Origin of the sequence: Ensifer sp. Root558, assembly GCF_001427045.1 — a bacterium.
In the GTDB taxonomy this organism is placed as follows: Bacteria; Pseudomonadota; Alphaproteobacteria; order Rhizobiales; family Rhizobiaceae; genus Ensifer; species Ensifer adhaerens.
On the sequence record NZ_LMGC01000038.1, the window covers coordinates 140,910 to 167,153 of the forward strand.

21 protein-coding genes are annotated in these 26,244 nt (G+C 58.5%); 15 read left to right on the plus strand and 6 right to left on the minus strand.

Features of this window, described 5'->3' with window-relative positions; all coding sequences use genetic code 11:
* Positions 1-34 precede the first annotated feature (34 nt).
* On the minus strand, positions 35-1,480 hold the full coding sequence (locus ASD63_RS32625; RefSeq protein WP_051659316.1) for an HWE histidine kinase domain-containing protein: 1,446 nt from the start codon (positions 1,478-1,480) through the stop codon (positions 35-37).
* Between the two features lie 239 nt (positions 1,481-1,719).
* On the opposite strand from ASD63_RS32625, the gene ASD63_RS35390 reads away from it, so the two are divergent.
* On the plus strand, positions 1,720-1,908 hold the full coding sequence (locus ASD63_RS35390) for a hypothetical protein (protein WP_156553124.1): 189 nt from the start codon (positions 1,720-1,722) through the stop codon (positions 1,906-1,908).
* A 131-nt stretch (positions 1,909-2,039) separates the two neighbouring features.
* Here the strand turns inward: ASD63_RS35390 and ASD63_RS32635 are convergent, their stop codons facing one another.
* The gene (locus ASD63_RS32635) at positions 2,040-2,978 is read right to left on the minus strand and encodes an AraC family transcriptional regulator (protein ID WP_210339085.1); all 939 of its coding nucleotides are present in this window, start codon (positions 2,976-2,978) and stop codon (positions 2,040-2,042) included.
* 202 nt (positions 2,979-3,180) lie between these two features.
* Here ASD63_RS32635 and ASD63_RS32640 point away from each other — a divergent pair, with 202 nt between their 5' ends.
* The 14 genes from ASD63_RS32640 to ASD63_RS34700 all read left to right on the plus strand — a co-directional run bounded on the left by ASD63_RS32640 (position 3,181) and on the right by ASD63_RS34700 (position 19,860).
* Positions 3,181-3,981, plus strand: a complete 801-nt coding sequence (locus ASD63_RS32640; RefSeq protein ID WP_082573051.1) for a DUF2092 domain-containing protein — start codon at positions 3,181-3,183, stop codon at positions 3,979-3,981.
* A complete protein-coding gene (locus tag ASD63_RS32645) occupies positions 3,978-4,304 on the plus strand; it encodes a hypothetical protein (RefSeq protein WP_034794838.1) in 327 nt (108 codons plus the stop codon). Before ASD63_RS32640 ends, ASD63_RS32645 begins: the two co-directional genes overlap by 4 nt.
* A gap of 137 nt (positions 4,305-4,441) precedes the next feature.
* Complete coding sequence (locus ASD63_RS32650) at positions 4,442-5,962, plus strand: DUF1254 domain-containing protein (RefSeq protein ID WP_060530567.1); 1,521 nt, start codon at positions 4,442-4,444, stop codon at positions 5,960-5,962.
* Positions 5,963-6,126: 164 nt separating this feature from the next.
* Positions 6,127-8,154 (plus strand): mechanosensitive ion channel domain-containing protein, encoded by a 2,028-nt coding sequence (locus tag ASD63_RS32655; RefSeq protein WP_051659317.1) that lies wholly within the window; start codon positions 6,127-6,129, stop codon positions 8,152-8,154.
* Between the two features lie 8 nt (positions 8,155-8,162).
* On the plus strand, positions 8,163-8,615 hold the full coding sequence (locus ASD63_RS32660; protein ID WP_034794841.1) for a DUF2721 domain-containing protein: 453 nt from the start codon (positions 8,163-8,165) through the stop codon (positions 8,613-8,615).
* A gap of 603 nt (positions 8,616-9,218) precedes the next feature.
* Positions 9,219-9,620, plus strand: a complete 402-nt coding sequence (locus tag ASD63_RS32665) for a cysteine rich repeat-containing protein (RefSeq protein WP_034794953.1) — start codon at positions 9,219-9,221, stop codon at positions 9,618-9,620.
* Positions 9,621-9,624: 4 nt separating this feature from the next.
* Positions 9,625-10,203, plus strand: a complete 579-nt coding sequence (locus ASD63_RS32670) for an OmpA family protein (protein WP_034794843.1) — start codon at positions 9,625-9,627, stop codon at positions 10,201-10,203.
* A 290-nt stretch (positions 10,204-10,493) separates the two neighbouring features.
* Complete coding sequence (locus tag ASD63_RS32675) at positions 10,494-10,853, plus strand: DUF2147 domain-containing protein (protein ID WP_034794846.1); 360 nt, start codon at positions 10,494-10,496, stop codon at positions 10,851-10,853.
* 216 nt (positions 10,854-11,069) lie between these two features.
* The gene (locus tag ASD63_RS32680) at positions 11,070-12,503 is read left to right on the plus strand and encodes a DUF1254 domain-containing protein (protein ID WP_060530544.1); all 1,434 of its coding nucleotides are present in this window, start codon (positions 11,070-11,072) and stop codon (positions 12,501-12,503) included.
* A gap of 435 nt (positions 12,504-12,938) precedes the next feature.
* A complete protein-coding gene (locus ASD63_RS32685; RefSeq protein ID WP_234798905.1) occupies positions 12,939-14,192 on the plus strand; it encodes an alpha/beta hydrolase in 1,254 nt (417 codons plus the stop codon).
* 111 nt (positions 14,193-14,303) lie between these two features.
* The gene (locus tag ASD63_RS32690) at positions 14,304-15,095 is read left to right on the plus strand and encodes a hypothetical protein (protein ID WP_034794865.1); all 792 of its coding nucleotides are present in this window, start codon (positions 14,304-14,306) and stop codon (positions 15,093-15,095) included.
* 157 nt (positions 15,096-15,252) lie between these two features.
* Complete coding sequence (locus ASD63_RS32695) at positions 15,253-16,056, plus strand: hypothetical protein (protein WP_034794868.1); 804 nt, start codon at positions 15,253-15,255, stop codon at positions 16,054-16,056.
* Between the two features lie 213 nt (positions 16,057-16,269).
* Positions 16,270-16,875 (plus strand): recombinase family protein, encoded by a 606-nt coding sequence (locus tag ASD63_RS32700; RefSeq protein WP_034794871.1) that lies wholly within the window; start codon positions 16,270-16,272, stop codon positions 16,873-16,875.
* Positions 16,876-16,890: 15 nt separating this feature from the next.
* Positions 16,891-19,860, plus strand: a complete 2,970-nt coding sequence (locus ASD63_RS34700; RefSeq protein WP_082573052.1) for a Tn3 family transposase — start codon at positions 16,891-16,893, stop codon at positions 19,858-19,860.
* Between the two features lie 458 nt (positions 19,861-20,318).
* Here ASD63_RS34700 and ASD63_RS32710 read toward each other — a convergent pair whose 3' ends face one another.
* From ASD63_RS32710 to ASD63_RS32725, 4 genes are read right to left on the minus strand one after another with little or no spacing between them, the layout of a single operon-like run.
* The gene (locus ASD63_RS32710) at positions 20,319-21,377 is read right to left on the minus strand and encodes a response regulator (RefSeq protein WP_034794882.1); all 1,059 of its coding nucleotides are present in this window, start codon (positions 21,375-21,377) and stop codon (positions 20,319-20,321) included.
* Between the two features lie 8 nt (positions 21,378-21,385).
* Positions 21,386-21,952 (minus strand): chemotaxis protein CheB, encoded by a 567-nt coding sequence (locus ASD63_RS32715; protein ID WP_034794885.1) that lies wholly within the window; start codon positions 21,950-21,952, stop codon positions 21,386-21,388.
* Positions 21,949-22,788 (minus strand): CheR family methyltransferase, encoded by an 840-nt coding sequence (locus ASD63_RS32720; RefSeq protein WP_034794888.1) that lies wholly within the window; start codon positions 22,786-22,788, stop codon positions 21,949-21,951. The genes ASD63_RS32715 and ASD63_RS32720 overlap by 4 nt, the downstream gene beginning before the upstream one ends.
* Positions 22,785-26,231, minus strand: a complete 3,447-nt coding sequence (locus ASD63_RS32725) for a response regulator (protein WP_060530545.1) — start codon at positions 26,229-26,231, stop codon at positions 22,785-22,787. Before ASD63_RS32725 ends, ASD63_RS32720 begins: the two co-directional genes overlap by 4 nt.
* Positions 26,232-26,244 lie beyond the last annotated feature (13 nt).

Sequence of the window (26,244 nt, forward strand, 5' to 3'; positions counted from 1 at the left end):
CGACGTCCCGCTAATGTTGTTGAAATTGTCAACTTTACTGCGCTCCCGAGGGCTGTTTGCTACTGAAATCCATGCTCATTGTGCATCTGAGGCCATCCGGTTCGAACCGCAGTTCGACCGGATATCCGAGTTCGTGGGCTAGACCTCGGTTTAGAACCCGTAGACCGAACCCTTGGCGGTCCGGTTCAGACGTCGGAGGTCCGCCGCGCTCCTCCCAAAGAATGCTGCATACCTCCTGGCATTGCCATGATAATGCGACCCGACCAACCTGGTTCGAAAGTGAACCGTGTTTGATCGCATTGGTCAGCAACTCGTTGAACGCCATGGAAAGCGCCAGAGCTTTTTTCGGATCGATGCGGATCGCAGCGCCTTGGATCGAGACGCGCCCGTCCTCAATCCAAGCGGTAAGAACCGTTTGAGCGATATCGCTCAGGTTTACGGCCTGCCAAGCCTCCCGCGTAAGCAAGTCGTGCGCCTTGGCAAGAACGAGCAGACGAGTGTTAAAAGCCTGGGCGAACGCCTCGGGCGTTTCGGAGCTTTTCAATGTTTGCTCCGCGAGGGAATTCACGGTAGCCAGGGTGTTCTTCACCCGATGATTGAGCTCTCCCACCAAGAGCTTCTGCCTCTTCTCCGCCCTTCTTTCCTCTGTTCGATCCCGGAAGATCTTGAGGTAGCGATCAGGCCCGCTCTCCTCGACACGAAGCATGACACCTGAGCCCCAAAACCGTGACCCATCCTTGCGATAATGCCAACGCTCGTTCGCGGCACGTCCCGTTTCGGCCGCGGTTCGCATTTCCTGTTGTGGGATTTCCAAGGCTCGATCCTCAGGACTGAAGAAAATACTGCCGGAGAGACCAAGGACCTCGCTGTCGAGATAGCCCAAAAGGCGTTCAGCGCCACTGTTCCAGCTTGCGATCCGTCCGTCGGCGTCGAGCGTTATGATGGCATATTCGCTCGCGCTGTCGAGGATGACACGCAACCGTTCATTGGTGCGGCGAAGTCCCTCTTCGGCACGTTGATGCGCCTCTTCCGATTGCTTCCGCTCGATGCTGAACCCGAGTTGCCGGGCGATAGTGAGGCACAGGGTGGCTTCGTCAGCGGTATAGACGTGAGCGACGTCGCGGTAGGTCATGAATTTGCCAACGACGATGCCATCGACGGTCACAGGAATGAATGCGAGGGAGCGGATACCCTCCCCTCGTATGGCGTTCTTGAGCGCCTGAGGCTCGTCAGAAAGCTCTATGTCGCTTACGAAAATGGGAATAGGATCTCGATCTCCCGGCTTCCACGGCGAGTGTCCATCAACTGCCCGACGATAGTCCTCCGAGAGCCCGCGGGAAGCGACGAATCGCATCACTCCGTGGCGGTCAAAAAGCAGGATCGAAGCCCGCGAACACCCCAGCGCCCGCTCGATCGCATCGAATGTCGCATCGAAAGCATCGGTCTCGGACTCTGCGCGGTATAGGGCCTCCGTGGGCAATTCTGCAATAATACCCGCTAATGGGATTGGAAGTTCTTTGGGTTGAAGCGGTTGGCACGAAGTGGACTGAAGCGTTCGATGGGTCGGTCAATTTCGTTCCAGAGATAGTCGCCCGTGAGCGCGATGTGGGCCCATGGCAGCGGTGCGACTTGGGGCAAGCACTTCGTCGGGGATGAGGATGCCCTGGCTGCGGATATAATCGACGGCGCGGCTAGACTGTGTTCCACAGGATGACGGCGTTGACGACGAGGTTAAACCCGGAAGCCCGGCAGGATGGTTTCAGCGATGCTATCGCGCAGCTCGCCGAGTTGTTGGACAAAGACGGCACGGGCAAGGCATGGCAGCTTTCGCCTTTGTTGATGAAATCCCGCTGCTTGATTGAGATCTGGCGAGTGTCGCGGAAATACCGTATGCAACCGCGGCGCTGAAGCAATCGCTTCCGCTTGGCGGCGGTAGGGCACCGTTGAAAAGTGGTGGCGGAGGCATGCATCGTCGATTTCCGAACGGTAAGTTGCCGGGAGAGCCCTTTTCCAGCGTCTGCGCACGCGCAAGAAAAAGGTCATCCACCATCGTCGCTTGGGAAGTGAGATGGCGCCATTCCTGTCCAGCGTCTAAACGCGCGCGTGAAATGCGCGGGATCGCTGTAACCCACCCGATAGGCGATCTCGGTCATGCTGTAGCCGCCTTCGCGGATCAGCCGGATAGCCTCGCTTCGCCGAGTCTCATCAAGCAGTTCCTCGAACTCGACGCCGCAGTATTTCAGGCGCCTTTGCAGGGTGCGGACTGACACGCCAACTCTTCCTGCCGTGACTTTCAAGCTATGCTCGTGCTCGTCCGAGAGCCTGTCGCTGAGCAACCGTGCCACCTCCACCGTCGAGGTCAGGGCGGTCGTCGCCTTTGAGGGTCCGGTTTCCTGCGTTTTGAGAGGCAGATCAAGCAACTCGCGATCGATTTCGATCATGTCGTGCTCGCACCCCAATTCGATATTGGGCCCCCAGCACTCTTCGAGTGCCTCGGCCCCCCGTGTTTTCGTCGCGGTCAGTCGAACCTTTATACCGGACGGCTCCCCCGCCAAAAGCGGCACTTTTCGCAGAACCGCGAGACTGCCGAAGATGAACTGCCTGGGATCGAATTCGCAGCGGTCTGTGAAGCGGAAGACGATGCGAGCGGTTTTGCCCTCCACCAGGAAGCGGACCTCTGAACCGCGGTGGATCGAGGACACATTGTCGGACGCGAGCGCGCAGGCCTGTGCCACGTCCCTTGCTGCCAGAACGGATTGTCCCCACCCGCCGAACTCACGGAGGTCGGTGGAGGAGCCGATATGCGCGCCAGCGAACGGGTCCCCCGCGACAGCCGCCAGCTCGTTGCCCAAGCGAAAGCACTGGGCGCGTGGAAGCCAGCCATCGGCATTCTGGAACACGTTTGGCGAAATGCCGAGGCGTTTGCAGAACTCAATCGCCGAGACACCGTGCTTCGCCAGATAGGGCGCGATGGCCAAGAACGTCCGGATCCTGATCGAAGGTGCGGTATTCAACACTCACAACGCTAAATTGGCATGAAAAGGCAAGACGGAACATGTGCACTATAGCAGTATGCGGTCGATTGGGAAGACTTTCGCGAAGAAGTTGTGCAAGCGGCGAGGCCGGAACGGCCGATCGTCTGCGAGCCGCGTCGGAGGAGCTAGGTATGAAGGTGAGCGGATGAGCAAATTCAAACTGAAATGGCCTGGGGTAGCTCGGCGCCCGTACATATTGATGATAGCGGCCACCGTCTGCGCGGCGGCGTGGTCCGCTTCGGCCCAGGATGCGATAGAGCCCGAGGCTGCCAAGATTCTCGCTGCGATGAGCGACAATCTCAAATCGATGCCGTCTCTTAGCGTCACCTATGACGCAGACCAGGAAATCGTCGACCTGGAGGGGCAGAAGATCCAGTACAGCGCATCGGGTACTATTGCGCTCGATCGCGCCAAGGGTTTTCTGTTGACGCGCCAAGGCCCATTCGCCGACGCGGAGGTAGTGTTCGACGGCAGCACGATATCGCTCCACAGCAAACGCGTAAACGTCTACGCGCAGCTGCAAAGCCCGGGGCCAAGTGTTGAAGCGGCAGCAGGCGAACTTCGCGCCGCTACTGGACTGGATGCGCCGGGGGCCGACCTGTTGGCAAGCGACCCCTATGCCGTTCTTACTGACGGTGTGACCAAGGGAACCGTCGTCGGATCCGCGTTCGTTGGTGGGGTCGAGTGCGATCACCTCGCCTTCAGAACAGATATTGTCGACTGGCAGATCTGGGTCAGCAAGGGCAGCAATCCGTTGCCACTCAAATATGTCATCACGACCAAATGGGTAACCGGAGCGCCAGAATACTCGCTGCGGTTGAGCAACTGGAAGTCAGCTGGCATCGGTGCCGCTCAATTTAAGTTCACACCGCCAGCAAACGCCAAGAAACTCGAACACGTACATGCCGACGTCACCGGCGACATCTCGCTGGAGGTAGGGGAATGACGATCCGCAAGATGTACGGAAAGATCCTTTGCGCCACAGTCGCCGGCCTCGCCCTGCTCGCCGGCGACTATCTTGTACCGATGCCGTTCGGCTCGTTCGTGTCGGAGGCGCAGGCGGTCGTTGGGCGGCCCGCGACCCCGGGCAGCGTTGCCGGTGTTGCGCGCCGCACCACCCGCCGTGTAATCCGCCGCTCCGCGGTCTACGTCGCCGCGCTGCCCACCGGCTGTGTGAGGACCAGCGTCAACGGCGTTGTGATCTGGCGCTGCGGCGGGGTCTACTACCAGCCCTATGATGGGCGTTACGTCGTCGTCTACATCGACTGAACCCATATTGCATCGCAGTTCAATTTTTTTCTTCGGACCATTTTCCCACTGTTCGTGCATCGCCCTCGATGTTGGGCGCTACCGTAGTCGAACGATCGTCCGTCTGTAGAATTTGCCCCTGATTAAGGAACCACATGATGAGTTACTCGATGAAAGCCCTGCTCGGAGGGGCCTCTGTACTGGTACTTCTTGCCGGGCTCGCCCACGGGCAGACGGCGCCGAAAATGGAGATGACGACGCCGATACCGGATTCCATCATCACCCCGGACAAAGTTGAAACCCGGCTTGGAACGTTGAATTTCGTCGATGGTTTCCCAGACAAAGCCACCTCCGAGAAACTCTACGACAACCTCGACTTCATGCGCGGCGTCGACGCCTTTCTCAATGCCATGCCGGGTGCGTCGGTCGAAGCGCTGAGGGTTGGCCTTGCCAGCCAGGGAGTGGACAACAACCAGACCATCCTCATTTTCGAAGACCTGATGGACTCGCACTCGCTGTTCCTGACCGGTAATACCGAGAGCATCTACAATTTGATGTGGCTCGACACCAAAGCCGGGCCACTGGTGATCGAAACACCACCCAATATCCTGGGCATGATCGATACCCACTGGTTCGAATATGTCGGAGACGTCGGAAATGCCGGTCCGGACCAGGGCAAGGGTGGCAAGTACCTTCTGCTGCCACCCGGCTACAAGGGCGAGATCCCAGACGGCTATTTCGTGCTTCGCAGCTCAACCTACGGCAACCTGTTTTTCTGGCGGGGCTTTCTCGAAGATGGCAGCACGAAGACCGCAGTCGAGAACACCAAGAAGTTCGCCAAGGTTTATCCTCTGTCGGAGGCCGGCAATCCGCCGCCGATGAAGTTCATCAATGGCACCGGCAAGAAATTCAACACCATCCACGCGAACAACTTCCACTTCTACGAGGAAGTAAACGACATCGTTCAGTACGAGCCGAACGAGGCCTACCACCCGGAAGTGCTGGGGCAACTTGCCGCCATCGGCATTGAGAAGGGCAAGCCCTTCGCGCCTGACGAGCGAATGAAGAAGATCCTCACCGAAGCCGTGGCGGTCGGCAACGCAACGGCGCGCACAATCACCTTCGATACGCGGATGAAGGAGGCCTATTATTATCCGGACAGCGCCTGGTTCACCGGCTTTGTCGGCGGTAGCTACGAATTCCTTCGGCAGCCCGGCGTTCGCTATCTGGATGCCCGGGTGCTGTTTCACTACTATGCGACGGGAATCTCACCGGCGATGGCGATAAAGCGTGTCGGCGTCGGTTCGCAATACGCTGGGGCAACAACTGACAGCGAGAAAAAACCTCTCGACGGTAGCAAGACCTACAAGGTTCACCTGCCGCCGAACATCCCTGCCAAGAACTTCTGGTCATTCGTCGTCTATGACAACCAGACCCGATCCATGCTGCAGACCGACAAGCAGTTCCCGAGCATAGGCAGCGACAAGAAGGACCTTGTCGTCAACGCAGACTCCTCGGTGGATGTCTGGTTCGGCCCGACAGCACCGGCAGGTCACGAGGCCAACTGGGTGCAGACCGTTCCCGGCAAGGGGTGGAACGTCCTCCTGCGCCTCTATGGGCCGCTAGAGCCGTGGTTCGATAAGACCTGGAAGCCGGGTGAAATCGAATTGGCCGAGTGACACCTGAATATCTGCGATGAATTGATCGCGACACAGGTGCTCGCCCCCATGCGGGTTTTCATCTGCAGCGCCGATCCGACTGGTTTTGTCGGATCGGCATCAGCTGCGGTTATTTGCCGCCGTATTTGAGAGCGGCCAGCGCTCGTTGGCCGCGTCGGAGTTACATGTTCATCATTCGCTTTCTGTTATTGAGCCTGCTCTTCGGTCTTTCGACCGTTTCTCCATTACACGCGCAGGCGCCGGCGACGAGCACGGCAGAACCGTCAAACGTCACCGAACTGCTGCGCCTTCTCGAAGCTGCGGACGTGAAGGCATGGTTGGCGCAAAGGCAAGCGGCAGTTCCCGAAACAGAGGCTACCGAGGCAACGCGGGTCATCGACGACTTGGAGGTCCGCTCGCGCACCCGTTTCAACGCCCTACTGTCTGCCGTGCCACGTGTGGGCAGCGAACTCTATCACGTAGCCTCCTCGGTCCGGCAAGAGGCGCATGATAGTGGCTTTGCCCCCGCGATCCTGCTGATCGGCATTATCGTGGGCATTGGCTTTGGCACGGAATGGTTCCTTCGTCGTTCAGTGCCAGCCGTGACCTTGCCCAATCAACTCTTGTCGCAGATACAGACGGAGTTTGCGCCCCTCTTGATATTCACGGCGACGATTGCCTTCGTCTTTCTTATCTTCGCCTGGCCGCCGCTCATGCGTGTGGTCGTGCTTTATTCGCTCGTCGCGACGGTCGCCTACCGAAGCGTGCTGGCGCTCTGCCGGCTCGCGATGACCGTTTCCGTGCCGATGGCGAAAGCCTACCCCCGTGTCCGGCTGTTCGTCGCGGTGTTAACAGCGGCGATGGCATTCTCTGCCATATGCGAGCGGCTCGCCGTTGCCCAGGATGTCTGTTCCTTGATTGCCATTGCATTTTCTGGCCTGCTTCTTCTGATCGCGATCGAAGCTATCGGCCGCAACCGCTCCAGCGATGATGCACAGCTTTTGGGACGACGCGTGCCTCGGACCACCGGCATTGCCGGCGTCGTAACACTCTGGCTGCTCTGGTGCGGTGGTTTCCTGGCGCTGTTTTGGCTCGGCATTATGTTTGTCGTTGTGCCCCGTGTCCTGTCAATCGCTGACGAGCTGAGCCACGCGTTTGCGGCTTCCCGCTGGAATGACGATGGTGCGACAGATCCGAAGACAGTGCTGCTTGTTCGGGGCGCCCGAGCTATCATCATCATCATCGCAGTGGATTGGATCGTATTCGTTTGGCATCACCATTTCCAGCCCATTACCGGTCAGCTGGCGCTCGCCAAGACAATCATAGCCGGCGCATTCAACAGCGTCGTCATTTTGCTGGTCATCGACCTCGTTTGGCAGTTGGGGAAAGCTTACATTGCCCGTCAACTCGGCCGCGTTGGCGATGGAGGAGCACTCACACCGAATGAGAACGCCCGCCAAGGCCGGCTTCGCACCCTGTTGCCGGTCTTTCGCAACGCCTTGGCCGCGGGGCTTCTTGGTGTGGCCGCCCTTACCGTTCTCTCGCAGATGGGGGTTCAGATCGGCCCGCTCATCGCCGGTGCGGGCGTGGTCGGCGTGGCGATCGGGTTCGGTTCACAGACGCTCGTCAAGGACGTCGTCAGCGGTATTTTTTACCTTTTGGACGATGCATTCCGCGTCGGGGAATATATTGAGGCGGGAAGTTACACCGGCACAGTCGAGTCTTTTAGCTTACGATCGGTGCGGTTGCGGCACCATCGCGGACCGATATTCACGGTGCCCTTCGGTTCGCTTGGCGCCATCAAGAATTTGAGCCGTGACTGGACGGTTGATAAGTTCCGCGTCCGTGTCCCCTTCAAAACTGATCTTGATAAGGTTCGCAAGCTGATCAAGACGATCGGCGGGCAATTGCTCGCCGATCCGGAGCTCGGCTCGTCATTCATCGAGCCGCTCAAGCTCAAGGGCGTTGAGCAAATTGGCGAGTACGGCATCGAACTCGGCGTTGGCTTCACCTGCAAGCCAGGCGATCAAACCATGATCCGCCGCAAGGCATATGCGATGCTAATGCAGGCCTTCGGCGACAACGGGATCGATTTCGCTCAGCCTGTGGTCCAGGTGAGCGGTGATGACAAAGGTTCAGCTGCTGCGGCTCACGCCACGCGGCAACTTCAAGGCATCACTGCTCCACCGGGGCCAGATGGGCTAGCTTCCTGAGAGGAATTATGGACACACCGCCGATCGTCAACGACCTTGCCTCTGTCATACAAACATCCCTTGCGCCGGTCTTTTTGTTGGCTGGTACCGCAGGCTTTGTCAGTATCTACACCATTCGCCTCGGGAGAGTATCGGACCGGCTGAACGAGGTCGCGGATAAGGGTAAGCAGGGCAAGTTGTTTCGCATGCAGCTCGCCTATCTGCGGCGAAGGGCACTTGCACTGGAGGTTGCGGTAGTGCTTGGAGTAGTGGCCGGCATTTGCACGGGAGGCGCAATCCTAAATCTACTTGCTGGGTCTCTGGCCATAGGCATACGCCATGAAAATCTCTTCTGGTTCTTTGGAGGCGCCATAGTCTGTCTCATTGGATCCCTCGTTGCATTCCTGTTTGAAATGGTTATCGCGGGACGAAACATGCTGCGGCAGATTCGATCCGAGCAGGTAACCACGGTGCAAGACTGATCAAGCGACTGGGCACCAGCATAACCGACATCTCGGTTAACTTGAATAGAGGCCGCTGCCCCCGCTGGAAACTCTGAATTTTGTGGGCGGTCAAGTGCCCTTGGCATTAAATGGCAAGCGACGCACTTGCGCTTACTGTAACGCTGTAACCAAGCGTTGTGAACGCGTTGTCGTCATGGGGGTCAAGGGGCGAGCGTGACTTTGAAATCGACTCACGGAACCACCGTTGCAGGGCGCGCGCGCGCCGGCATGATCCTCATCGAAGGCGGAACCTTCTCGATGGGGTCCAATGGACACTATCCCGAAGAGGGGCCGGTGGATCGCGCAAGCGTCGATAACTTTTCCCCAAGGCCGACAATATGCTCTTATCCAGGTACTCTCAGCCAAAATGCCGAAGGACCACAGATGAAGCCGCCACCCGTCGTTTCAGATCTTGTACCCATCATCCAAACCTCCCCCTCTTTCTCATTGCCGGCACGGCTGGCTTCGTGAGCACTTAGACCGGGTATCAGATCGCGGGAATAAGATTCTGCGGGCTCCTGTCCAAAGAAATCGAGCCACCTCAGAACTGAAGGAGACGAAGCCTTGAAGACAAAAAGTGCCATAATAGCCACACTGTTAATCGGTCTCGCGTTAGCGGGGGCGACGCGCGCAGAAACACTTAGCTACGCCGACGCCGTCACGAAACTGGCGCAGGACTGCGGTGCCGACATCAAGAAGTTCTGCCACGGCCTCAATCTCGGCAACGGGCGGATTGCCGATTGCCTCCAGAAAAACGCAGCCAAAATCTCACCGCTCTGCATCGGATCGATATCGACTGTGCTCACCTCGATCAGCCAACGGGAGCAGGCCCAGGCCGCATACGCGAATGTCTGCAAACACGATATCGCGCAGCTCTGCTCGAGCGTGAAGGGCGACGGTTACCGCCTGGCATGCCTTATCAAGGCCGAAAAGCGCGTGGGTAACGCGTGTAATCAGGCGATCACCGATGCCGGCTGGAGGTAGTCATATGACCAGGATTCGTTCCCTACTCCTCACACTTTCACTCGCTGCATCGATGGCACCGGATTTCGCGGCCGCTCAGGAGGTCTCCGAACAACGGATCGTCTCAGGGCTTGGCAAGATCGTTCGCGCGGCTCCGTTCATCGACATCGCCATTCTCCGCCAGGAAGCTATAGACGGGGGCGGAGTGGCGATGGCATCACTTCCGAACTGGGGCAAGATCGCCAAGCTTCCGCAAATGGTTGTCGAGATCGACTTCGAGAACGACTCGGTCATGATCAAGCCAGAGTCCTACAGGACGCTCGGCTTGATTGCCGATGCGCTTCATCATCCGAATCTCTGGGCCTACAAGTTCCTCATTGTCGGCCACTCGAGTTCAACAGGCAGCGACAAACATAATTTGGACCTCAGCGAGAAACGGGCCGCAGCCATAGGGGAGATTCTCTCAACGACATTCGCGGTCGACCCTGATCGACTCTACGCAGTTGGTGTCGGCGAGTATTTCCCAATCGACGGCTCGAAAGGCGATGCGGCCAGCAACAGACGCGTCCAGCTTGTCAATCTGGGTGTCTTTACAGCGCCGTAACGCTACCCTCCGGCCGGGAGACGACTAGTTTAATGTCCGGCGACTAGAACGAGTAATCAGGGACGGCTGGCCACCCTACCGAGTGACAAACGACCGGGCTGCGCTTTCGCCGAAGAAAACGCAGGCACTGTGGACCGATAGCTCGCATGACGCGCCGACGATCCCACGGGCTTCCACCGGATAAGCTCTTCCAAAGAGTGTCGATACGCAGTCAATGTTTACATGTGCAGGATGAGGCTACCTGTGAATGAACCAATGGCCACTGCTGGCCGAAGACATTGGAGTTTGTCATGAAGATTGTTATTCGCAGAATGATGATGGCGACCGCCGTCATGCTGCTGACGACCGGAGCGGCCCATGCCGACCCGATCGAAGGCGATTTTAGAACCCCGAAGACGGGCGCAACGGCAAAGGTGGCAGCTTGCGGAGCTGGCTTCTGCATGACCTACACGAGCGGCGCGTTCAACGGCAAGCAGTTCGCCGCTTTCGCGTCCACTGGCAACGGAAAGTATTCCGGCAAGCTGATCGACTTCACCAACGGCGGCAAGGAGTATACCGGCAAGGCCGAGATCGCAGGCAGCGACATCAAGGTGAGCGGCTGCGTGATGGGCGGTCTGGTCTGTAAGGACGAAATCTTCAAGAGACTTTGACGTCACTGGTGGGACGGCGAGCCAACGGCGCAGGGGGGAACCTAAAGGCCCGCCGCCTACCGGGATACGCGAAGCCGCCCCTTTTTGTTGGCCGCAGTTTGGTACAGGCGGGTTATGAGTGTCGCCGCAAAACCGGACAATTGCGTCCAGGGTTCCAGAACTGTCCTGCAGTTCGCGTCGTTTCGATAACTTATCGAACAATATAGGATACGGCAAATGTTGACGAAGCGAGATCTACTTCGATCCACCGCGGTAATCGCCGCTGGCGCCGCGCTTGCGAGGCCAAGCCTGCTGATGGCACAGAGCTACCCCGGCCTTGTCGAGGCCAAGGACATCGCCGAGGAAGGCTTCATCTACGGCCTGCCGCTCGTGATGAATTACGCGGTCATGCACGAGTTCGCCGTCGATCCGAAGTCCAGCCAGTTCAAGGCGCCATTCAATAAGATCGACAACATGCACCACGTCGCCACCCCGGCGGACACGGCAATCATTACGCCGAACAGCGACACGCCGTACTCCATTCTGTGGCTGGATTTGCGTGCCGAGCCGATGGTGATCACCGTGCCGGCGGTGGAGAAGGAGCGCTATTATTCGGTGCAGTTGATAGACGGTAACACCTATAACTTCGGCTATATCGGTAGCCGCGCTACGGGAAACGTTCCGGGTTCCTATCTGGTTGTTGGACCTGACTGGAAAGGCGAGGAGCCTGCCGGCATCAAACAAGTCTTCTCGTCAACCACGCCGTTCGTGTTCGCCAACTTTCGAACCCAGCTGATCAACGTTGAAGATCTGCCGAACGTGGAAAAGGTGCAGGCCGGCTACAACGTGCAGCCGCTCTCGGCCTTCTTAAAGCAACCCACACCGCCCGCCGCCCAGAAGATCGACTTCTTGCCAGCCACAACGCAGGGCATCAAAGACAACTTCTTCGACTATCTCGATGCCGCCCTCGAATTCGTGCCGCCCACGGAAGAGGACAAGGCCATTCGCGCCAAGCTCGCACGTATCGGTGTGGGCCCGGGTAAATCATTCGATTTCAAGGAGCTTCCGATCGCTCACAAACTAGAAATCGGCCTTGGTATGAAACGTGGTGATGACAAAGTCACGAAGTTCGCGGCCAGCGGAAACAAGGTGATCAACGGCTGGAGCGTCGGTTCGTTCTTTGGCGATCGCAACTTTTACAAGGGAGATTGGCTGAAGCGTGCCGCCGCGGCCAAGGCAGGGCTCTATGGGAACGACGCCGTGGAAGCCATGTATCCCTTCACCCGCACAGATGCGAAAGGTGAAACACTCGACGCCAGCAAGCATAACTACAAGATCACTTTTCCCGCCGGACAACTCCCGCCGGTGAACTCTTTCTGGTCGGTGACGATGTACGACGGCAAGAGCCAGCTCCTGATCGAGAATCCGATCAATCGCTACCTCATCAACTCACCGATGTTGCCAGGCATGAAGAAGAACGAGGATGGTTCGCTCACCCTCTATATTCAGAAAGACAGCCCTGGCGCGGACAAGGAATCCAATTGGCTGCCTGCGCCGAATGGCACAATCTATCTCGTGATGCGCCTGTACTGGCCGAAGACGGAAGCGCCTTCTATATTGCCGGTCGGCGAAGGGACGTGGCAGCCGCCCGGCATCATTGTGGCCGAATAGTTCTCCCCCGACTGTGCTGATGCTTGGTTGGCGCCTCTGCTTCTTGTGGTCATCATGACCGAGGACGGTTGCCGCCGGCCGGCATTTGCACCGGCGGCGCAACACGGCGACTGGATTTGACGAACCCGGTCGGCTGTCCACCAAGTTGGAAATTGGCGGCTTCTGAAGTAGTTTTGGCATGAAATGGCAAGCGGCGATCTGAGGCCTATTGTAACGCTGTAGTCGAATAACGAACGAAATGTAGATAGACGCTTCCCCCCCTTGTTCGATCGCGAAGTATAAACAACCACGATTAGATCTTTTAGCCCTCCAGTTGAAAGCCCTGTCGTTGTTCCAACGGCTGAAGTGCAGTTCTTGTCGAACAGGAGTGAATAGTTGACGCGCTACCTACCCCTGGACGCCAACGGTGGCGCGAAATCAAGACCGTATTTATCCTTGGTCGTTGGCCTAAGCGTCACTCTGCTCTCTGCTTGTGCAAGCAGGCCGACAGGCGTCCTCGAGCCAGTCGCAGCCGTCTCGTCGGCCAGCCAGGTTGAGATGTTGATCGCGACGACGCGGGGTCGAGCCACAAAGCGAGGCGAAATGTTTAGCGGCGAGCGCGCGCCTAGTCCGACCTTTGCGGACATTACGGTGTCGATCCCGCCTGACGCTGCCCGTAAGGCGGGCGAAGTCGCCTGGCCACGCAAACTTCCGCCCAACCCGAAGACGGACTTCGCAACGCTGAAAGCTGAGGAAATCGACCGAGCGACGGCCGAAAATTGGTTGAACACGAAAGTGCGAAAGAGCCCGGATGGTAGCGTCCTTGTCTTCATCCACGGGTTCAACAATCATTTTGAGGATGCAGTCTTCCGCTTCGCGCAGATCGTCCACGATTCAGGTGCCCGGAGTGTGCCGGTGCTCGCAACGTGGCCGTCTCGCGGCAGCCTTCTGGCCTATGGCTACGATCGCGAAAGCACGAACTATACGCGCAATGCCGTGGAAAACTTGTTCCAGTATCTGGCGCGCGATCCGGAGGTGAAGGAGGTCTCGATCCTCGCGCATTCGATGGGTAACTGGCTTGCACTCGAATCCCTGCGCCAGATGGCCATCCGCAATGACGGACTTCCGGGCAAGTTCAAGAATGTCATGTTGGCGGCGCCGGACGTCGACGTCAACGTTTTCAGCTCGCAGATCGCCGATATGGGCAAACAACGTCCGCGCTTTACACTTTTCGTGTCCCGTGATGATCGCGCCCTCGCAGTTTCTCGACGTGTCTGGGGCAATGTTTCCCGATTGGGCGCCATTGATCCGGAGCAGTCTCCCTACAAGGAGGAACTGGCAGTGAACGAAATCTCGGTCATCGATCTCACCAAGATCAAAGCGGGCGACAATCTGCACCACACCAAGTTTGCGGAGTCGCCGGAGATCGTACAACTGATCGGTACTCGTCTGTCGAGCGGACAGACCTTAACCGACAGTCGCCTGGGACTTGGCGACCACATCGTGGCAGCGACCGCGGGAGCCGCGCAAACGGTTGGAACCGCCGCGGGCCTGGTTGTTTCCGCTCCGGCCGCGATCGTCGATCAGAACACAAGGCAAAACTACGCTCAGCATGTCGAGATGCTTGTCGGGCCATCCAGTGGAACGACCACGACCAACAGCGTTTGCGGGAAGAATAATCGGGTTAGGAGCGAGAATTGTAGCCAGTAGCGCGCAAGACCTTAACGCAAATAGCATTTGGCCAAACTGCGATCTTCATCGATGTCTGCTCGGGACGCGGATCGATCTCGGTCGCATCAGCGACCACCAATGGGGGATAGCATGAAATTATACTTGGTTCGTGCTCTGGCGGCGATCGGAGCTTGTCTCGCTAGCAGCGGGGCGATGGCTGCGGACGTCTATTCGCCGATGACGACGGAGGTTCAGCAGACGACTACAGAGGGCGGCTGGACCTTTTCTTTTGCACCCTATTTCTGGGCAGCTGGATTGTCGGGCGAACTTGGGCAATTCGGATTGCCTGCGGTGGACGTCGACGCCAGTTTCAGCGACATCTTCGATCACCTCGATTTCGGCGCCATGGCGATGGGCGAGGCCCGTAATGGACCTTACAGCATCTTCGGCGATGTCATGTACACCAAGATTTCGGGGCAGGCTGGCACGCCAAGAGGCATTCTTGCCACAGACGTCGAGCTCAGATCCGAGACTTTTGCCGGGATGCTCGGTGCAGGGTACTCCGTTTTCGAAACCAGCACCGCGCGGCTCGAAATCGTCGGCGGCCTGCGCGTGTGGTCCGTCGAAAGCGAGCTTTCCTTCAGCGGTGGCATTCTCGATGGGCGCTCCAGAAGCGATGGTGAAACCTGGGTGGACGGTTTGGCCGGCCTTCGCGGCACCTATTCGCTCACTCCCGAAATCTATCTGACGGGGTGGGGGTTCATTGGGGCAGGTGGCGCCGATCTCGACTGGGATGTCGCGGCGACGATCGGCTACCGGTTCAGCGACACGATTTCGGCGGTTGCCGGTTACCGCGCCCTCGGTGTGGACTACAGCGACGACGGGTTCGTGTTCGACACCGTTCAGCAGGGGCCCATCCTCGGCCTGGTGGTACGGTTTTAGGATGCTCATGGGCTGTTCGCGACGTTCCGCGGATGTTTATAGACAACGAGCGGACCGATCGTGGTCCGCTGACTGTGCCGTTACGCGAGCTGCACCACTGCCGTCTTGAGGCAAAGCAGCACAGAAAAACTTCGAATCCAGGGGCCGAGGTCACAAAATGAAGCCGCACCACAGAATGATTTGTTTGGCAGTATCTTTCATGGCCAGCGTTGGGTCAGCCGTTGCTCAAGAGTCCGGCGCGGACCTCGCCAAGAAGCTCAGCAATCCGATTGCTTCGCTCATCAGCGTGCCCTTTCAGTTCAACTATGACCGCGGTTACGGCCCGGAGGACGGCAACCGCGAAGTCCTCAACATCCAACCAGTCATCCCAATCTCGCTAAACGAAGACTGGAACATCATCTCGCGCACAATCATGCCCGTGATCTCGCAAAATGACATAGCTGGGCAATCCGGGCACCAGTTCGGTCTCGGCGATATCACCCAGAGCCTTTTCGTTTCCCCCAAGCAACCTGGACCAGGCGGGATCATCTGGGGCGCTGGGCCGGTCTTCCTGATCCCAACAGCGACCGATGAACTGCTTGGGAGTGGAAAATGGGGAGCTGGCCCCACGGCTGTCGCCTTGAAACAGGACGGACCCTGGACATACGGGATACTGGCCAACCATATCTGGTCTTTCGCCGGCCAAAGCGACCGGCAGGATGTCAGTTCGACGTTTCTGCAGCCATTCGTTTCCTATACGACACCCGATGCATGGACTTTTTCGCTGAACACTGAAAGCTCATACGACTGGATGCAGGACGAGTGGTCGGTTCCGGTCAATTTTCAGGTGTCAAAGCTGGTGAAATTCGGTGAGCAGCCCGTGAGCTTCACAGCGGGTGCGCGGTACTGGGCACAAGCACCCGAGCACGGTCCAGAAGGATGGGGTTTCAGAGCGGCTGTAACGTTCTTGTTCCCGAAGTGACGGCGAGCGGCCGCTTGAACCGCGACTATCTGGAGCCCGTGGAACTCTGCAACAATACTCGCTAAGGGGATTTGATGGTGACGGGAAACAGGTGATTTCCGCGTAGCGCCCTCAAGGCTCAAGGTGATCTCAAAAAGACGGCGGTTTTCTGCGCGACAAACCCTGTCGGTATGTGACATTGTACGGCAAATTCAGATTTGGGGTTTGTCGTACATGCTTATCGGTTACATGCGGGTATCCAGTTGTGACGAGCGCCAGTCGGTCGCTCTGCAGCGTGACGCGCTGCTTGCGGCTGGCGTGGATGAACGCCATCTGCATCAGGATCGCGCGTCTGGTGCGCGCGACGATCGACCCGGCCTGAAGGCCTGTCTGGAGGAACTGCGCAGGGGCGATGTTCTGGTCGTATGGAAACTCGACCGGCTGGGGCGCTCGCTTTCGCATCTGATCCGGATTGTCGAGGAACTGAAGGCGCGCGGTATCGCCTTCCGGTCTCTCACCGAGGCAATGGATACGACGAACTCGCATGGCTCATTTTTGTTCAACCTGTTTGGCTCGCTTGCCGAATACGAAAGAGCGCTGATCACGGAGCGGGTCAATGCGGGCCTGGCCGCGGCGCGCCGACGCGGTCGCAAGGGCGGCAGGCCACCGGCAATCGACGCCGAAAAGGTCGAACAGATTCTTGCGGCTCTGGAAGGCGGCGCCAGCAAGGCGTCCGTTTGCCGGACTTTCAAGGTGCCGCGCTCCACGCTGATCGACACACTGAGGCGGATTGGATGGACCGGGCCCGGGAAGAAAGTCGCGCCCGACACCTCACTTTGAGGGCAGGCACGATCGATGTCCTTCCTCGACGCGCAGTCGCGTGCCATTCTGTTCGAGCCACCCGAAGCTTATGAAGAAGCGTTGGCGCGCTATGCGCTCTCGGTTGAGGATATTGCCTTCGCCAAGGGGCATCGCCGTTCGCACAACCGATTGGGCTTTGCGATCCAGCTTGCGTTGGTCCGGGATCTGGGGCGGCCTCTGCGGGCGGGCGACGCTCCGCCTCAGGCAATTATCTCGGTTGTCGCCGATCAGCTCGGCATCGAGCCTGCCGTTTTTGGCCTCTATGCACAACGTGAGGAAACACGCCGGGAACATGCGCGCGAGATCGTTGCCGCTCTTGGGCTGCGTGCTGTCCGGGCGAGCGATTACCGTAGTCTGATCACCGCGGCCGCACGCGAGGCGGCCGCTACCGAGAAGGGTATGCCGATCGCACAGGCGGTTATCGAGGCGCTGAAGGACGGGAAGCTCCTCGTTCCTGGTCCCGAACTGCTGATACGCCTGGCGATGGCCGGTCGGGCAGCGGCGCGCAGGCATGCTTATCGAGAGTTGATCCGGGGTTTGGGCCAGCCCTCCGTTGAGGTCCTTGACCAGCTTGTCGCTAACCGGATTGGAGACCGAAGCCACCTCGGCTGGATCGCGGAAGCGCCCGAAGGGGCGAAGCTGAAGAACCTCAAGGGTTTGATCGCCCGCCTTGAGGTTTTGCGTCCCGCCGCCATTCCGGATGAAAGGCGCAAGACGATCCATGCCAACCGCTATGGCATCATCGCCCGGGAAGCCCGCATCCTGCATGCGCGTGAGATACGGCGACTGACAGTCGAGCGTCGCTATGCCACGTTGACCGCCTTCGTCATCGAGAAGCAGGCGTCGATCACCGATCTTGCGGTCGACATGTTCTGCAAACTGATTGGCAGCGCCCGCCGCAAAGCCGAGGTCAGCCGCAAAGAACGCCGGCTGAAAGAAGCGGAGATCCTTGCCGGTGTGGCGCTCAATCATCTTCAGCTCGGTGAGGCGCTTGTGACGGCACGCGGGAGCAACGCTGATTTTGCCTCCGCAATCGCATCCAGCATCGGCTGGGAAGGACTGTTGGCCAGTATGGCGGCAGCCACATCTGTTGTTCGTCCTGATCGCAGTGACGAATTCGACGAACTGGTGGAGCGGCACAAGTCGATGCGCAAGCTGGCGCGGCTCCTGTTCGACACGTTTTGTTTCCGGTCCTTCCGTCCCGACGAACCGCTTCTGGCCGCAGTGGATTATCTGCGCGCGCTCTACCGCGGACGAAAGCTGCCCGCCCACGTGCCGCTTGCCTTCCTGACCCGCAAATGGCGACGACGTGTCCGGTCCGGCGGCGGCGAGATCGACTTCCGCGCCTGGGAAGTGGCGGTGCTGGTCCACCTGCGGGATCGTCTGCGGGCCGGCGACATCTGGGTCGATGGCAGCCGGGCATGGCGAAGTTTCGAAGATTATCTGTTGCCACGCGCGACCTTCGCCCTGATGCGCGCGGAAAAAAGGCTGGGGCTTGCCATCCCGGACAGCTTCGCGGCCTGGCGGGCCGAACGCACTGCCACGCTTGACGCCAAACTGAAAGCCCTGGCTCAAGCGGCTGCGTCCAACGCCATTCCGGATGCGGTGATTTCCGACAAGGGTCTGTCGATCTCGGCTATTCGCGAGGAGGAGCGCGATAGGGTCGTGGCGCTCAGCCGGCTTCTTTATATCCTTGTTCCACGGATCAGGATCACCAGCCTGCTCGCCGAAGTTCACAGCTGGACCAGATTTCTCGACAGCTTCACCCATTATCGCACCGGTGAGACGGCGAGCGATGAGGCGGCGCTGATGGCCGCGATCCTTGCCGACGCGACCAATGCAGGCGCTGAGCGCATGGCCGAAAGCTCGCGTGGTGTCACCATCCATCAGATGATGCTGATGGTGGACCGGCATCTGCGCTCGGAAACGTATGCCACGGCGACCGCCGTTCTGGTCGATGCGCAGCAAGTCCATCCCTTTGCCGCGATCTGGGGCGATGGCCATATCTCCTCCTCGGACGGTCAGTTCTTTCCGGCCGGCGGCCGCGGCGAAGCCAGCCTCGATTACAATGCAAAATATGGCAAGCGGCCCGGCGCCTCGCTCTATGGCTTCCTGTCCAACCGCTTCGCCTCCTTCTTCTCCCGCATGATCCAGGCATCCGAGAGCGAGGCGCCCTACGTGCTCGATGGGCTCCTTCACAACGAAAGCTCCATCGAAATCCATGAGCACGCCACAGACACCGCCGGCGCGACCGAAACGACGTTTTCGATGTTCCATGCCTACGGCTACAGGCTCATTCCGCGGATCCGCAATCTCGGCAATCGCAGGCTGTTCGTCATCGATCCAGATCCGGCTTACGCCCCGCTTGACGCGCTGATCGCGGGAACTGTCAATATGGATGTCATCGAGCAGCACTGGGATGAGGTATTGCGCCTGAAGGCTTCGATCGGCGCAGGTCTGGTGCCGCCGTCGGTGATCCTCAAGAAACTTGCCGCGTCGCCCCGGCAAAACCGGCTCAATCAGGCGCTGCGCGAAATGGGCCGCATCGAGCGCTCGATCTTCATCTGCGACTGGTTGCTCGACACGAAGCTGCGACGCAGATCGCACGCCATCCTCAACAAAGGGGAAAGCCGTCATGCCCTTGCCCGCGCCGTCTTTCTCCACCAGCTTGGTGAGCTGCGCAATCGCGTCGCTGAAACCATGGCCTACCGGGCTTCCGGCCTCAACCTCGTCGTCAACGCGATCATCCTGTGGAACACGGTTTATCTCAGCCGAGCCGTCGATTACGTGCGCGGCCAAGGCATCGCCATTCCAGACGATCTTCTCTCCCAGGTCGCACCGCTTCCATGGGCGCATATCGCGCTCACCGGCGACTATCTCTGGAACGAAATTGACAGACCCCTTGAACGCTTCAGGCCAATTCGAACCAACCGCTTCAATCCAAAGAACTTCCAATTCCCTTAACGGGTGCTATTGCAGAGATTCCCACGGAGCCCCGTATAGTCCGTCCGTCAATTGGAACAGCGCCTCCAACTCGTCGGCCTTCTTAATCCAGGGCGTGTCGTCGGCAGGTTCACGTTGGCTCATATGCGCCCCGCTGGGACGAGCCCGTACGGGCTCGGTTTCGATAGGGACTGCGACAATGAGCGTTTATATTTCCGCAGGCCCGGGTAAAGTTTAGGTGTGGCAGGCAGACCGGAATTCAAGCCCGAGCAGCGTCGAGTCCTGTCCGCAGGGCGAATGAATATCTCTGGTCGCGCGCCCTTATAGAATGAGCGATTAACCTATTAAATGGGACGTCGGCGAGTACCGATTTTAGGAGCAACCGGGAATGGGCACTAACCCCGGTAAACTGCTCGATTAGCAGCTTTATGCCAGCACACCACAAACAAAAGTGCGTCAAGCGTCCTTGCGGGGACCGATCAGTTTTTTAAACTAGCTAGCGGGATGCGGAGCGCCAGACAAAGCCCATCTGTCCGCCAATTTCGCGCCAGCGATCCGTTCAATCCCAAGATTGCCGCTTTCTCCAACGTTGTTCCAAATCCCGTCCTTTCGGAGCTCTGGGACAACGGATGTGATCCGTGTTCACTCCACTTGACGTGAAGTTCTTCGTCGAAAGTCGAAAGGTCGATGCTCAATTGCCCCGCAGGGCCGGAAAGGGCACCATACTTGACAGCGTTGGTGGTCAGTTCGTGCAGAAGGAGCGCCATTGACGTCAGTGCCTTGTCGCCGAGGGGAGCGTCCGTTCCGGAGATCAGGATTCGAGAGCCGTGAGCGTGGTCGTGTGGCGCAACGATCGCCTTCAACAGAGCCACAACCGTCGTCGCAATATCTCCGCGATCGTCCTCCCCGACAAGGTCGGGCAGCGTAAGTTCGTGGGCGCGAGACAGTGCGTGTAGCCGCGACCGTAGATCAGCCTCTAGATCGGAAACGGTTGTGGCTTGCCTGGCGCTCACCGAGATCAACCCGGCGGTGAGGCTGAACAGGTTCTTGATGCGGTGATTGATTTCCCGCAGCAGAATATCCTTGTGCTCTGCTGCCTGCTTAAGCGCCTGCGCCTGGGCAGCGAGTTCATCTCGTTGAGCGGCGAGTTGCTGCCTTTGCCGGTACAGTTCGAAGAACACGTCGACTTTGCTTGACAGAACGTCCGGTTCAATCGGCTTTTGGATGAAGTCCACCGCGCCAGCCTCGTAGCCGCGAAAACGGCGTCGGCCGTCTGCAATACCCGCCGTCACAAAGATGATGGGAATGTGTCGCGTGCGTTCGTTGCCGCGCATCAACTCGGCAAGTTCGAAACCGTCCAGACCCGGCATCTGAACGTCGACAAGCGCGAGCGCCACGTCTTGTCGAAGCAGGATCTCAAGCGCCTGATCGCCGGACCGCGCCTTCATGAGAAGGCGATCGTCTCGGCGGAGCAGTGCCTCCAGCGATATGAGATTTTCCTCGAGGTCATCGACCAGTAGAAACGGGACGGGCTCCATAGTTGTTCTCAGACCTCTTTCAAGTATTCGGCAATGGCATCGAGCGACAGGACGAGGGCGCTCGGGCATGATTGGATTGCAGCTTCCGGCATGGCGCGAGCGTGAGCGCCTTCGGGGTTTTGCACGATCACCGTTCCGCCTGCATTGTGGACAGCCGCCAGGCCGTCTGCCCCATCTCGGTTGGCGCCGGTCAGGACAATCGCGATAAGATCCGGCCCGAAGGCATCGGCAGCACTTTCGAAAAGTATGTCGATTGACGGGCGTGAGAAGAGGACAGGCTCATCAGAGGAAAGGGACAGGTTCCTGTCCGTTTCAACGAGCAGATGATAGTCCGGCGGTGCAAAATAGATCGTGCCGGCCTCGAGCGACTGTTTGTCCTCGGCCTCCTCGACAGGCAACCGGCACTTTGCACGAAACAGGTCGACCATAAGGCTCGGCCTGTCGGATGGAACGTGAACGACCACGATCACGGGCAACGGGAAGCTTCGCGGCAACGCCGGCAGGATTGCCGAAAGTGCTTCGACAGCCCCCGCCGAAGCGCCAATGATCACCGCTTGAGCTTTTGCTGGCGTCATTCGACACGCCTTTGGTAGATCTTCTCCTCACGCACGAAATCCGTGAACGCATCGGCATGAAGGGAAAAGCGCAAATTCTCCTTGGCGCCGAGCCCGAGGAAACCTTTGCGAGCGAGCGAGTCCTTGAAAAGACCCACCGCGCGGTCCTGAAGCGCGCGGTCGAAGTAAATCATGACGTTTCGGCACGATATGAGGTGCATTTCTGCAAAAACGGCGTCGGTCACCAGGCTGTGATCCGAAAACACGACATGGCGGCGCAAGGTCTTATCGAACAGCGCCTTGCCGTATGCCGCCTGATAGTAGTCCGACAACGATGATTTTCCACCCGATTTGCGATGGTTCTCGGTGAAAAGCTGTATCCTGTCGAGTGCATAGACGCCGGCCTCGGCCGCCTCCAGCGCTTCATGACTGATGTCAGTGGCATAGAAGATCGTTCGATCTTCGAGGCCTTCTTCGCGAAACAGGATAACCAGCGAATAAAGCTCCTCGCCGCTGCTGCAGCCAGCAATCCACACCTTCAAGGAAGGGTAGGTCCTCAAGTGGGGAACGACCTTTTCCCGGATCGCCTGGAAGTAACTCGGATCGCGAAACATCTCGCTCACTTGGACGGTCAGAAAACGCAGCAATTGCGGCAGCATTGCCTGATCGTGCAGAAGTCCCTCCTGCATCGCCGAGAAAGTATCGAACCCCAGTTGTTCGCGCGCCTTTTTCAGGCGGCGCTTGATCGAGGCCATCGCATAGTTGCGAAAGTCATAGTGGTATTTGAGAAACAGTGCTTCCAGCAGCAACCGGATTTCGATGTCTTCTACCTTTTCAACGGCGGTGGCTTCGCTCATTTGGGCATCCATACACGCACCAGCGACAGCAGCCTGTCGACGTCCAGCGGCTTGGCCATGTAATCATTCGCCCCAGCCTCAATGCAGCGCTCCTGATCGTCCGGCATTGCCTTGGCGGTCAGCGCAATGATCGGCAACTTCTTCCAAGTCGGGTTCCTTCGGATTTCAGCGGTCGCGACCAAACCATCCATCACAGGCATCATGACGTCCATCAGCACGAGCTCAATCGGGCGCCCGGGGCCAGATGAAGCTTTTTCGAGAACCTCCAGTGCCTCGCGGCCGTTGCGCGCGATCTCGACGATCGCACCGCGCGGTTCAAGAATGTTGGTTAGCGCGTAGACGTTTCGGATATCATCTTCCACCACGAGAATGCGACGCCCCTCCAACAGCGCATCGCGGTTGCGCGCCTTGCGGATCATCTTTTGCTGTTCGTCCGGCAGTTCCGATATCACCTGATGCAGGAACAGGCTCACTTCATCGAGCAGTCGCTCGGGGGATTTTGCCCCCTTGATGATGATCGACTTCGAGAAGCGCCTCAACTTCTGCTCGTCATCCGCCGAGAGTTCGCGTCCAGTATAGACGATGACAGGCGGGAAGGCATAAGCGCTCTGTGAGCTCAACGTCTCCAGCAACGAATATCCCGACGCGTCAGGCAACGACAGGTCAAGCACCATGCAGTCGAAAGTCTGGTGCTTCAGGAGGTCAAGGCATTCGGCGGCGGTGCTGGCGGTCACCGTCTCGACGTCCTGGGTGCCGATCAGTTTTGCCACCGCTTCGCGCTGCACCGGATCGTCCTCGACGACCAGGACGCGATGCATTTGTTTCGTAAACCGCGCCTCGAGCTTTTGCAGAACCTTCAACAGTTCTTCTCGATTGACGGGCTTGATGGCATAACCGGCAGCCCCGAGAGAGTAGGCACTCTCGGCGTGATCGCTCCCCGACACGACATGGATCGGGATATGACGGGTCAAGACATCATGCTTCAGCCGGTCGAGGACGGCGAGGCCCGATTGGTCCGGCAACCCTATATCGAGCACGACGGCGCTTGGCATGAATTCCTTCGCAAGCAAAAGCGCCTCTTCGGCGGTTGCCGCGACAATTGCCTGGAAGCCCATTTCCCGCGACAGATCACGCACGATGCCGGCAAAAGTGTCATCATCTTCGATTACCAGCAGCACGCGTTTTGTATTTGTCAGAACATCTCGGTCGTCGTCGATCCGGCGGATCGGCCTGGGCGTAACCGTACCTGCCTTTTGCGCCGTGACCGTCGTTGCGAGCGTTCCTGGACTTGGCGCAAGAGCTGTCGGCTTGGCCACATCGAACCGTTCCCCGATGGTAACGGTAAACGTACTACCCCGTCCCGCCTGGCTTTGAAGCACGATCGTTCCGCCCAAAAGCCGCGCCAGTTGCCGAGAGATGGAAAGGCCGAGCCCGGTGCCGCCATACTTACGGCTGATTGTGCCATCGGCCTGGTGGAAGGCATCGAAGATCGCCCGCTGATGTTCCTGTGCAATTCCGATTCCGGTGTCGCTGACGGAGAAGCTAACCTTGCCCTCGCCAACCGAACCAATCACCAAGGTGACCTTGCCGGTCTCGGTGAACTTGATCGCATTTGAAAGCAAGTTCTTGAGAATTTGTTCAAGCCGCAACGGATCGGTCTCGATAGTGAGCGGACATTCCTCAGCAAGTTCAACGGAAAACCCGAGTTTCTTCTCGGTCGCCAGCGGCAGAAACACCTGACGAAGGTTGCCGGCCAGTCGCTCGAGCGAAACGGTTTCCGGCCGGATTTCGACATGCCCGGCCTCGATCTTGGAGAGATCGAGAATATCGTTGATCAGGTTCAAGAGATCATTGCCCGAGGATTGGATCGTCTTGGCAAACTTCACCTGCTCCTCAGTCAGGTTTTCGTCGGGATTGTCCGCAAGCAGCTTGGCCAAAATCAAGGAAGAGTTCAGCGGCGTGCGCAACTCGTGGGACATATTGGCAAGGAAGTCGGATTTGTATTGGCTTGCCTGCTCTAGTTCCTTCGCCTTGGCCGATATCGATACGTTCGCGCGCTCCAGCTCGTCGCGCTGAGCCTCAAGCCGCTGGGCTTGTGTTTCCAGCTGAGCATTGGTCTGCTCAAGTTCAATTTGCTGCTGCTCGAGGTGCGCCTGAGATTCCTTCAGCGCCCGCCCCTGCTCTTCAAGCTCTTCGTTTGAAACGCGCAGCTCCTCGCTTTGCGTTTGCAACTCTTCGGACTGCCGTTGCGTTTCCTCCAGCAGGTCGTGAAGCTGGCCGCGATAGGTCGCTGCCTTCACGGCAATCGCGATAGCCTCCGATGCGCGGTCAAGAACGGTGACGATGGTCTCGTCGATTGGCCCAAGAAAGCCGAGCTCGATCACCGAATTCACTGAACCATCGACCTTTCCGGTCTGGATCGCGAGATGGCGTGGTTTGTCCATCCCAAGCCCGGAACCGAAGGCCAGGTAACCATCCGGGACATCGTCGACGACGATTGAACCCCCTTCCGCAACCGCTTGACCCAAGAGGCCTTCGCGGGGTCGAACCGTCATTGGCAAGTTCGCCTCGGGCGGAACGCCACGACTACAAGCCCGCTGGAACGAACCATCACCGCGAATGAAGATCGCACCGGCAATGGCGCCTGCGTAAGGCGCCAGGAAGTCGAGAATACTTTTGCTCAGCTGCTCGATCGACTGATCGCCCATCATCGCCGACGCCAACCCGACCTGACCAGCCTGAAGCCATTCATCCCTTCGGCGGACGATCGTGGCCTTGCGAATGAGGAGGGCGATTGCTGCGGTCAAAGCAATTCCGAGAAGACCAGAAAGGAGAGTGCTGAGCCGCGCAGTCTTCTGCGCATTCTCCATTTCGGCCAATCGATCAAGGCGCACTTCCAGCTCAGCGCCCGACATGGCCGCAATCTGCGCGCGGACGGCATCCATTTCGATCTTGCCGCGATCGGAGTTTACCATCGCAATCGCCGCCTCAAGACCGTCGGCCCGTCTCCGATCGATGGTCGCCCCGAGTTCCGCGAGCTTGGCGTCCACATGTTGCCTGAGAGCCACCAGCCGCTGACTTTGGCCCGGATTGCTCGCAGTCAGTTGACCGATCTGATCGAGTTTTGGCCGAATGGCGCGAACTGCCGCGTTGTAGGGGGCAAGGTAGCCCCCACTATTGGTCAACAAAAACCCACGCTGACCGGTCTCGGCATCCTGAACAAGCGACAGCAGTTCGTCGAGAGAAACAATGGCAACGTGGGTTTGTACAATCCTCTCGTTGCCCCGTTGCAGGGCCTCCAGGTTGAGATAGGCAACGACGCTGCTTGCGACAAAAAAGAAGAGGGTGCCTGCCAGGCCGAGGGCCACGCCCGCTTCTAGGCCCAAAAGCGCGCGGAACGAGCGCGAACTCAAGCTCGATCTTCTGGTTGCGGTGGCGGACATTCAGACTCCGAGG